Raw genomic sequence first — 8,654 nt, forward strand, 5'->3', positions numbered from 1 at the left:
GGATCCTGACCGGCGTCAGGAAGACGAAGACCTTTAAATTAAGCAGGCTAATATACTCCCTTCGTCTCCCTGAATTCATTTCAGGGTCCAGTACTTGTGTACTAAGTGACATCACGTGGTTTATCAGGCATGGATCCTGACCTGCGTCAGGAAGACGAAGACCTTTAAATTAAGCAGGCTAATATACTCCCTTCGTCACCCTGAATTCATTTCAGGGTCCAGTACTTGTGTACTAAGTGACATCACGTGGTTTATCAGACATGGATCCTGACCTACGTCAGGAAGACGAATCAAACAGAAGAATATATGCTATTAGTCTCCCCAAGCAAGACAAGACATTCCCTTCGTCTCCCTGAATTCATTTCAGGGTCTGAGATCTCGGCGTTAACGTTGTGCTGTCACGTTATACGACTAAAGTCGGTACCTGATTTTTTACACCCTCTATACAATGGTTTGACTGTATATTTTTTAGGGAAAGTTATGTTTAGAAATTACGTTTCAGGTGCTTTAATAGCAGTGATGTGGGTTATCAGCCCTTTATCAGTAGCTTCAACAAACTTGGCAGAGGTGGCGAATGAGTTTGCTGCAAACGTGGCACAGCACCAATATGTGGCGTTAGGTGAACAAAGTCATGGCGCAGCGAATGTGTTTAACTTTAAACGAGAAGCGGTTAAAGCATTACATAAAAACCATAATTTTACTGTACTTGCACTTGAAAGCGGTTTGTATGATGTTGACTGGTTGTATCGAGAGTTTGTGAAAAACGGTGCGTCAATTGCGCGAAGTGCGCCGGGTAATATATTTTACATGTATGCAAATAGTACTGAAATTAAGCCGTTATTTACATATATTGAGCAATCACACAGAACTGATCGACCGCTAAAGTTGGTTGGGTTTGACTCGCAACTAACTGGCGGTATTTCCAAGCAGTTTTTGGTTAAAGAGCTAGACAGTTTATTGCCCCCTTTTAATGCGCAGTTTAGTAAAACACAGTGGCAAGCGGTAGCGGCTGTTTTGCAAAGCGTTATTGAAATGAAAAGTACCAAACCAAAAAATACCGATGCTTTTTTTGAGTTGTTTGCACAGCTTGAGGCACACGCGTTGGGTATGAAAACTAGACCTGATTTTTGGCAGCGTATACTTGTGGGCTTAAAAGCGCAGGCACAAAGACAGTGGCAACTTAGTGATATGAGAAGTCATGAAATGGGCAATAACTTAGTGTGGCAAGCCAATCAGCACCAAGGGCAAAAAATGGTTATTTGGGCACATATTTACCATCTACAAAAAGAACGTGTAGACGGGTCTCAAAACGCTGGACAAGTGATGTTTGCGCAATACCCTAGCGCCTATCACGTAACGCATTTTACCGGTGGAACAGGTCAATACATCGACTTTGTGAGCATGAAAACACGCTCTGTATCAGCTTTGGCAAGGAATAGTGTCGAGTTCGCTGCGAACAAATTAGACTGTGAAATATGTGTGCTAGACGTACGTACACTATTGCGTAAAAAACCTAGTAGTGAGGTCTTACTGTTCAATTACGAAACATCCGTACCACTCAAAGACATCGTACATAAGTGGGATTCATTAGTGCACTTTGCTAATGTTACGCCTTCAAAACAGCAGTAAATTTGCGTAGTTTGAATTTGAATAATGGTCTGTCTTATGAATAGTAGCCTCTTATAATAATAGTACTTAAACGTTGTGTTATTGAATATATAGTATTGCAGATAGAGGCTATTTTTAGTTTTATTGCTTGGTATTAAAATGGTTTTTTGTGTAAGTTATTTGTTTTATAATTGTGACTTAATGATTTACCTCAAAGGATCCTGTGTGCAAGACCCAATAAGTAACCCAACCAAAACTACTTTTGACAAAGGCCGTATCATTCTCTGCTAATAAATTGATGGGATTGTTAGTATTTGTTATTTCATTGATTGCAAGTGCTTATGCTTTTAATTTAATTGAGAGCGCAAAATTTTATGTACTTTACTCCGGTGTGACTATACTTAGATTTGTACCTATAGTGGTATTGAGTATTGGATTATTTATCTATTTAGTATACCGCAGAGGTTTAATGGATAGCAGTAAGCTCAAATTAACCCTACAGAGTATGAGCTTGGCGACATGTTGTTTTAGTTTTTTTTACGCAGGCTTATTTTTAAAGGACCCATGGATATCTAGCACAATGTTGATAGATGAATATAATGGCCCGGTTAAGTCAATTCAGCATTATTCGGGTTTGGAAGTTCAACCTCGCAAGTGTGAAAATGGTTGTTGATGATTATTTATAGGTTAGTGCCTTTGTTAAATGGACATATTGGTACTAATACCTAAAGGTTTTTCTTAAAAATTTAACAAATTTGTAGGTTATGGATAGTTAAATGCAGCGATGGAAGCGTTATATAATGATCACGGCCTTGGTTATTTTTTCGATTTTTTTAGCGTGGTTTTTTACTGGCAAGCAGTTTTGGTTTAGCTCTTTTTTTATACAGCCTGCTGTAACTGCTCCAAGCAAAATACCAGAACCTAAAGTCTCACAACAAGCACTCAGCACACCTAAAAAAGTTAACTCGTTCGCTTATATTCATCATACGCATAGAACATTTCGTAAAAACTGTAGCAAAGAGAATCTAGGTACCGTGAAATATGAGCAAGTAGGAGGTATTTACACGTGGGTTGATGAGCGTGGCATTAAAAATTACAGTGACAAAAAGCCACATTCACGTGCTGAACTATATCAAACTACTGCGAGTACAGCATTAGACTTTTTTGAACTGGACTTGCAAGCTCCTGGTTTACCCTCTCAATTTAAGAATGAATTGCCTGCAAACCTGCGCGCTGTTTTTAGGGCATATACCAGTCTTATTGGTTTAAAGGCAATGCGTAAAGTAAAACTAAACCTGCACATACTGCCGAATAGTAGCGCTTACAATCGTAAGGTTAAACGTTTAGGTGGCAACCCAGAGGGGACTGCAGGTGTATATTTTGGTAGTAAAAATACAGCCTATATTAAATACAGTACGTTTGAGCATACAATTAATGTTGCTATTCACGAGGCGGTGCATGCAATTAATGAAGCTGTAATTGGCGATACGCCTCAATGGCTAAATGAAGGGCTAGCTGAATACTTTGAATATACCTACGCAAACATGCACACCAGTATTGTTGCTCCGAATAGGAGCTGGGTAATATCAAATGGCATGCTATTGAAAAGCGTTATTCAGCCATTTCAGTTGGTTCATACTAAAGCACATTGGCGTAAGACGGATTATGCCAAAATGTATAGAAGCAGCTGGGCATTTGTCCATTTTTTAACAAGTAATACTACATATAAATTATCGTTTAAAAAATATTTACTTGCAGAACAAAATAGTAAATGCGACGTGCTAAATAGTGATGATGTTTGGCCATATTTATCTGGCAAACACAATGCCGTAGCTCAAGATTTTTCGCGCTTTCTTAAAGGTAAAATAACAGTTCATCGTTATTAACTTTTCTGGTTAAAAATCTATGTTTATTGCCTTTTTAGCTGTTGTTTGAAATAGATACGTGCTTTTTAATGTTGTTTTAAATTGGCGTTAGGGAGAAGAATAAAAGCCATTATTCTCCTTAGGCTGACAAGTAGGCTCATTTAAAGTAATAAGTTCGCTTATTTAAAGTAACAAGTACGCCGCGTTTGTCTCCCTGAATTCATTTCGTCCAGTACTTGTATACTAAGTGACATTACGTGGTTTATCAGACATGGATCCTGACTTGCGTCAGGAAGACAAATCAAACAGAAGAATATACGCCATTCGTCTCCCTGAATTCATTTCAGGGTCCAGTACTTATGTACTAAGTAACATTACGTGGGTTATCAGACATGGATCCTGACCTGCGTCAGGAAGACGAATAAACTAAACAGGTGATTAAACGTTACTAACTTCTCTCAGCAGCCGAATAAACTCAAATCAAACAGGCAAGTACACGCCATTCGTCGCCCTGAATTCATTTCAGGGTCCAGTGCTTCTGTACTAAGTGACATTACGTGGGTTATCAGGCATGGCTCCTGACCTGCGTCAGGAAGGCAAAGTCCCTCATATCAGGCAGAGGAATATATTCGACCGTCAGACCAACGCACCCGTGGTGGTACAGGTCGAAATAAGTAACTAAAAATGTGGTCAAGCATTCTCTAATTGACCACGATTTATTAAACTTCTCTTAGTCGTATTCCTCTCAAGTAAATTATGGACGTATGTCGAACTCACTACGAGATGGGAATTCAAATTGAGCGGCATATTGTGAGCCTGGTCTTTTACCTTGTATTATTTGATTATAGCCTGTGGAACCGATTTTTAAGTTTCTGTATACAGCCATATGGAGGTGTGCGTCAGTCGTTCCTGAATTGCCAATTTGCCCTATATGCTGACCGGTAACAATGTCAGTTTCATCTGTATAGTAACTGAGATGAGCGTATCTTGCTGCAACCTGGTACTGTGAATTATAAATAACTATGTTGTATCCATATCCAGTGGAATACCCATCGTAAATTACTTCCCCGCCAAAAGCTGCAAAGAGGTGTTCGCCCTTATCATCGTTCTTGCTTCCTCGGTTGAAATCTCTAGCGTGAGAATCTCCTTCAATATGCTCATCACTAGCTACTGTTTCTTTCCAACGTTCGGCTTCAGTGTATGAATAACCATGACGTTCTTGAGCATGAGTTACAGGACAAAGCTTGAGCACAGTTCGAGTGCTATATAAGTAAGGTTTACAGCTTGTTGGGTAATACCTTACAACGGCCTCGTTGCTAACTGGGTTATTAGAGCTGTATTTAAACAGTACTTTAAACTTTTTATCGTAGTTCGTTTCGGCTAAGTTAATAGAGCATTCTTCCTTGGAACCATTATATTTACTAATTGATGGAGCATTCCAAGGTGCACATTGGTTCGTCAAGTTGGATGATGAATAAAATGGTACTGGGTTATCTCCATAGTTTACATACATGTCAATATCTACATTGCGATCGTGAGAGAGTGAGAGGCGCATAAGTTCTGAACCAGACAATGTAAATTTATGCTCGGTTGTATTGCTGTCAAAATTTAGTCGATGTTTTCCTTCGTTTAAAGTTGCAGAATATTCATTGGCGTAGCTTGTATTAGTAAGCATAATGATGGTTGCCAATGTGCTGGCAGTAAGTAATCTCATTTTATTTCCTTGAGTTATATTAATTGCGGTTTAGACCCTAACTTACTCATTCAAAGAGTTATTTGAATATAAAATGTGTCTCCGATACAATTTGAATACAAAAAGGATACAAATCGGTTACTTTTATGGGTGGTTTTAAAGGCAACTTAAAGGCGAAAGTTGATTTGGTTTTAGTACAACGAAAAATAAGTCAGAAAGAACTAATTTTTGAATGTAGCTGCAGTCGTTCACATTTTAACAAAGTAATTAATGGCGAAAGAAAAGCTGGGTCTGCGTTACAAAAACGAATGATTAAGGCTCTGTGTTTAACAGAGCAGGAAAGTGCACTGTTTTTTAATTATGCTAATGCAGCGAGTAATATTGAGACTAGTGAGCCGTTGGGTCGTCTTAAGGTTGCGCGTGGGCGCTTTGGCCATGTATTTCATCAATCCAAAAATAAAAATATAGTGCTCATCATAGCCGTTTTATTGACGTTACTCTTTATTACGGTGCTATATAACATCGCCGCTGTTAATGAAGTGCGTCAATCAGTAATGAACAATCAAAAGTTAGAACATGATTGGTCTACATTTGTGAAAGATATTAGTATTCCTGATGGCACTACATTAAAGGTCAATACTCACTATGTTAAAACATGGCGATTAAGAAATTCAGGTAAACATGTTTGGCAAGGGCGTTATTTAAAGCGCCTGACTGCACACTCAGATTTGTTGTGTTCGTCTGCGAGCATGGTTCCCATAGAGGTTACTCAACCAGGTGAAGTTGTCGACATCAGTATTAAATTTAAAACGCCACATGTTCCTGGTTCTTGCCGATTAGATTTTAAAATGGCAGACAAATTCGGCCAGTTGTACTTTCCACAATTGCATGGTGTTTATTTACTGGTGAATGTTGCAACGTGAAGTGTTTAAATACACTCTGATTTAAGAGTAAATCATTAAACATCATCCATATATTTAACTTGCTTGCAAATCACATTTTTATGGTTAAAAGTATGTCTTTAGGTCTTGTGTATGGGCTTTTATATAGACATATAGCAATGTCATGATGGCTCGGCCACCATGACGGAGTAAATACTACCAACAGCCGTTGGCACAGTTTACGTTGTGATGATTGTGGATCTGGGCTCTATGGCCTGTATGCACATTAACGGTTACCCCATTGTAAGTGAGCGTAGCCCATGCTGTTGTACCGTTGTTCATCCACCAAGTGCTTTGGCTGTTTCCAGCGTAACTAAAGCTGTTTGCAGGCAATGATTTAGTCGCGATTTTTTGGCTACTAATATAAAAGTTAACTACTGTGCCAGCCGGTGCATTTGGAAAGTGCCCTTTGATCCCTCTGATGCGTTGACCGTCACAACACCCGTCTGAGCCTTCCCAGTTTACACTGCCATTTTTAGCTGCGTTTTGAAGTTGGACGGCTGGATCGGTATCATTTTCAATAATTGTGGCTGTTTCACTATCTGAGCCAGCAACATTATTTGACGCATTGATATGAACAGTAAATTGTTTATTTCCTTGGAAAACGGCGTTATCAACGGTGGGTATTGATATTGTATAGCTAGTACTGCCAGCTGGAATAGTAACTGTCTGATCTGTATAACTATAGTCACTGCTGGTGGCGGTGCCTGGTGTGGTTGATACATCGACCGTCACATCAGCACTGTGAGAGCTACTAAGCTCTATGTTAAAACTGAGCGGTGAGCCTTCGTTTGCAGACGCAGTCACAGGCGTAAGCGACACGGTTGGCTTAGTCACTAATTGACATAAAGGAACCTCTGGGCACGCATAGCCATTGCTATTGTCGACCGCTAAATCGTTTATTTGAGTAGGTATGGTTGCCATAAGGCATGCAGCGCCAGTTGTAGGTATAACGTGATACAGCTCAGACATATTATGACTGCCATAATCATTACTTTTATCACGGCTGATGATGAGCTCACCCACACCATTAAATACCGCGCCTGTGACTGTTGGTAAGTTATGCTCAGCGAGTTTCGCCACGGTTAAAGTGGCAATATTAACGGTAAAAATTGCAGAATTAGAGATTAAATATAACTGCCCATTCTTGAATGCCAAGTCACCACGCCACATTTCGGGGTTGCTCGAATACCCAGACAGACTGCCTAATAGTGTAGTTGCGCCAGTGGAGGGCTCAATTGAATAGAGTTTGTTAAAATATGAGCCATATAATAGTTGTGATGTGCTGTCGTATGCAAGTCGGTACATTGGCTTACTATTGGCTAATGTAACATGCTCCTTGGTGCTCATATCTACATAGGCAATTTTTGTGTACTTTTGTTTTTGTGCAGAAATAGGCAGCGACTTTAGCTCAGTACTGTTTAAGTCAACACCCGACACATCGAGTTTGTATTCTGACGCTCTTGGTGCACTAATATAATACAAACGATTTAAGTCTGATGCGTATGCCATTGCTGCTGAACTAAACTTAGCCTTTGAATGAACAAATGCGTCACCGCTATACTCATTGACCGCAACCACCAAGCCAACTTCACCTCTGCCTGCGTTGATACTAAAAAGCTGACCTGTGCAGTTATTTGCTTGAATGTTAGCTGTGAATAGACAGCCAGTGAGTACCATGGAATTGATTATTTTTTTGATAGTGAACATAAGATTAGCCCCGGGATTTTGTTTGGCGTATGGGCATTTCCTTGCACGTCAAATAGGTATTTATCATCTTTTATGATTTCATTATGCACTCGGATGTTTGTTTTGCAACATAAAAAATACATTAAATAGTATTTTTGTATTGGTTTTTGTTCTGTTCTATGATTTTTAACGAATTATTTTATTTCGCGTTGTAAAGGAGCTAATAAAATCGTAAAGGGGCTTTACAGCGGGTTTTTGTTTCTCTAATAAGAGTAAGTAATCCACATTTTTGCCCTATGTTAGGAAAATAAATACTATTCGCCATCTCTTCTAGATGACAAATACGCTATTCATCGGCCTGAATAAACTCAAATCAAACAGGCAAGTACACGCCATTATTCGCCCTGAATTCATTTCAGGGTCCACTTTGTGTGATGTAAAGAAATAGAGGTAGTTGCTTAACATGGATCCTGACCTGCGTCAGGAAGACGAATAAACTAAACAGGTGATTAAACGTTACTAACTTCTCTCAGCAGCCGAATAAACTCAAATCAAACAGGCAAGTACGCCGCGTTTGTCCCCCTGAATTCATTTAAGGGTCCACTTTGTACGATGTACAGAAATAGAGGTAGTTGCTGAATATGGATCCTGACCTTCGTCAGGAAGACGAATAAACTAAACAGGTGATTAAACGTTACTAACTTCTCTCAGCAGCTGAATAGATTCAAATCAAACAGGCAAGTACACGCCATTCGTCGCCCTGAATTCATTTCAGGGTCCACTTTGTACGATGTACAGAAATAGAGGTAGTTGCTTAAAATGGATCCTGACCTACGTTAGGAAGACAAAGTGTTTTGA

Annotated in this window: 5 protein-coding genes; 3 read left to right on the forward strand and 2 right to left on the reverse strand. The window is 39.4% G+C overall.

Annotation, left to right across the window (positions count from 1 at the left end; genetic code table 11):
• Nucleotides 1–480 precede the first annotated feature (480 nt).
• Together CWC18_RS12050 and CWC18_RS12055 are read left to right on the forward strand one after the other, a co-directional pair.
• Nucleotides 481–1,629, forward strand: coding sequence for an erythromycin esterase family protein (locus CWC18_RS12050; protein WP_171041097.1), 1,149 nt, complete (start codon nucleotides 481–483; stop codon nucleotides 1,627–1,629).
• 755 nt (nucleotides 1,630–2,384) lie between these two features.
• Complete coding sequence (locus CWC18_RS12055; RefSeq protein ID WP_138675334.1) at nucleotides 2,385–3,494, forward strand: DUF1570 domain-containing protein; 1,110 nt, start codon at nucleotides 2,385–2,387, stop codon at nucleotides 3,492–3,494.
• A gap of 733 nt (nucleotides 3,495–4,227) precedes the next feature.
• Here CWC18_RS12055 and CWC18_RS12060 read toward each other — a convergent pair.
• On the reverse strand, nucleotides 4,228–5,187 hold the full coding sequence (locus CWC18_RS12060; protein WP_138675335.1) for a M23 family metallopeptidase: 960 nt from the start codon (nucleotides 5,185–5,187) through the stop codon (nucleotides 4,228–4,230).
• A 125-nt stretch (nucleotides 5,188–5,312) separates the two neighbouring features.
• Here CWC18_RS12060 and CWC18_RS21510 point away from each other — a divergent pair, with 125 nt between their 5' ends.
• Nucleotides 5,313–6,089, forward strand: coding sequence for an NBR1-Ig-like domain-containing protein (locus CWC18_RS21510; RefSeq protein ID WP_249930112.1), 777 nt, complete (start codon nucleotides 5,313–5,315; stop codon nucleotides 6,087–6,089).
• Between the two features lie 174 nt (nucleotides 6,090–6,263).
• Here the strand turns inward: CWC18_RS21510 and CWC18_RS12070 are convergent, their stop codons facing one another.
• Nucleotides 6,264–7,817, reverse strand: a complete 1,554-nt coding sequence (locus CWC18_RS12070; RefSeq protein ID WP_138675336.1) for a Calx-beta domain-containing protein — start codon at nucleotides 7,815–7,817, stop codon at nucleotides 6,264–6,266.
• Between the last annotated feature and the right edge of the window lie 837 nt (nucleotides 7,818–8,654).

Source organism: Pseudoalteromonas aurantia (assembly GCF_005886875.1).
Taxonomy (GTDB): domain Bacteria; phylum Pseudomonadota; class Gammaproteobacteria; order Enterobacterales; family Alteromonadaceae; genus Pseudoalteromonas; species Pseudoalteromonas aurantia_A.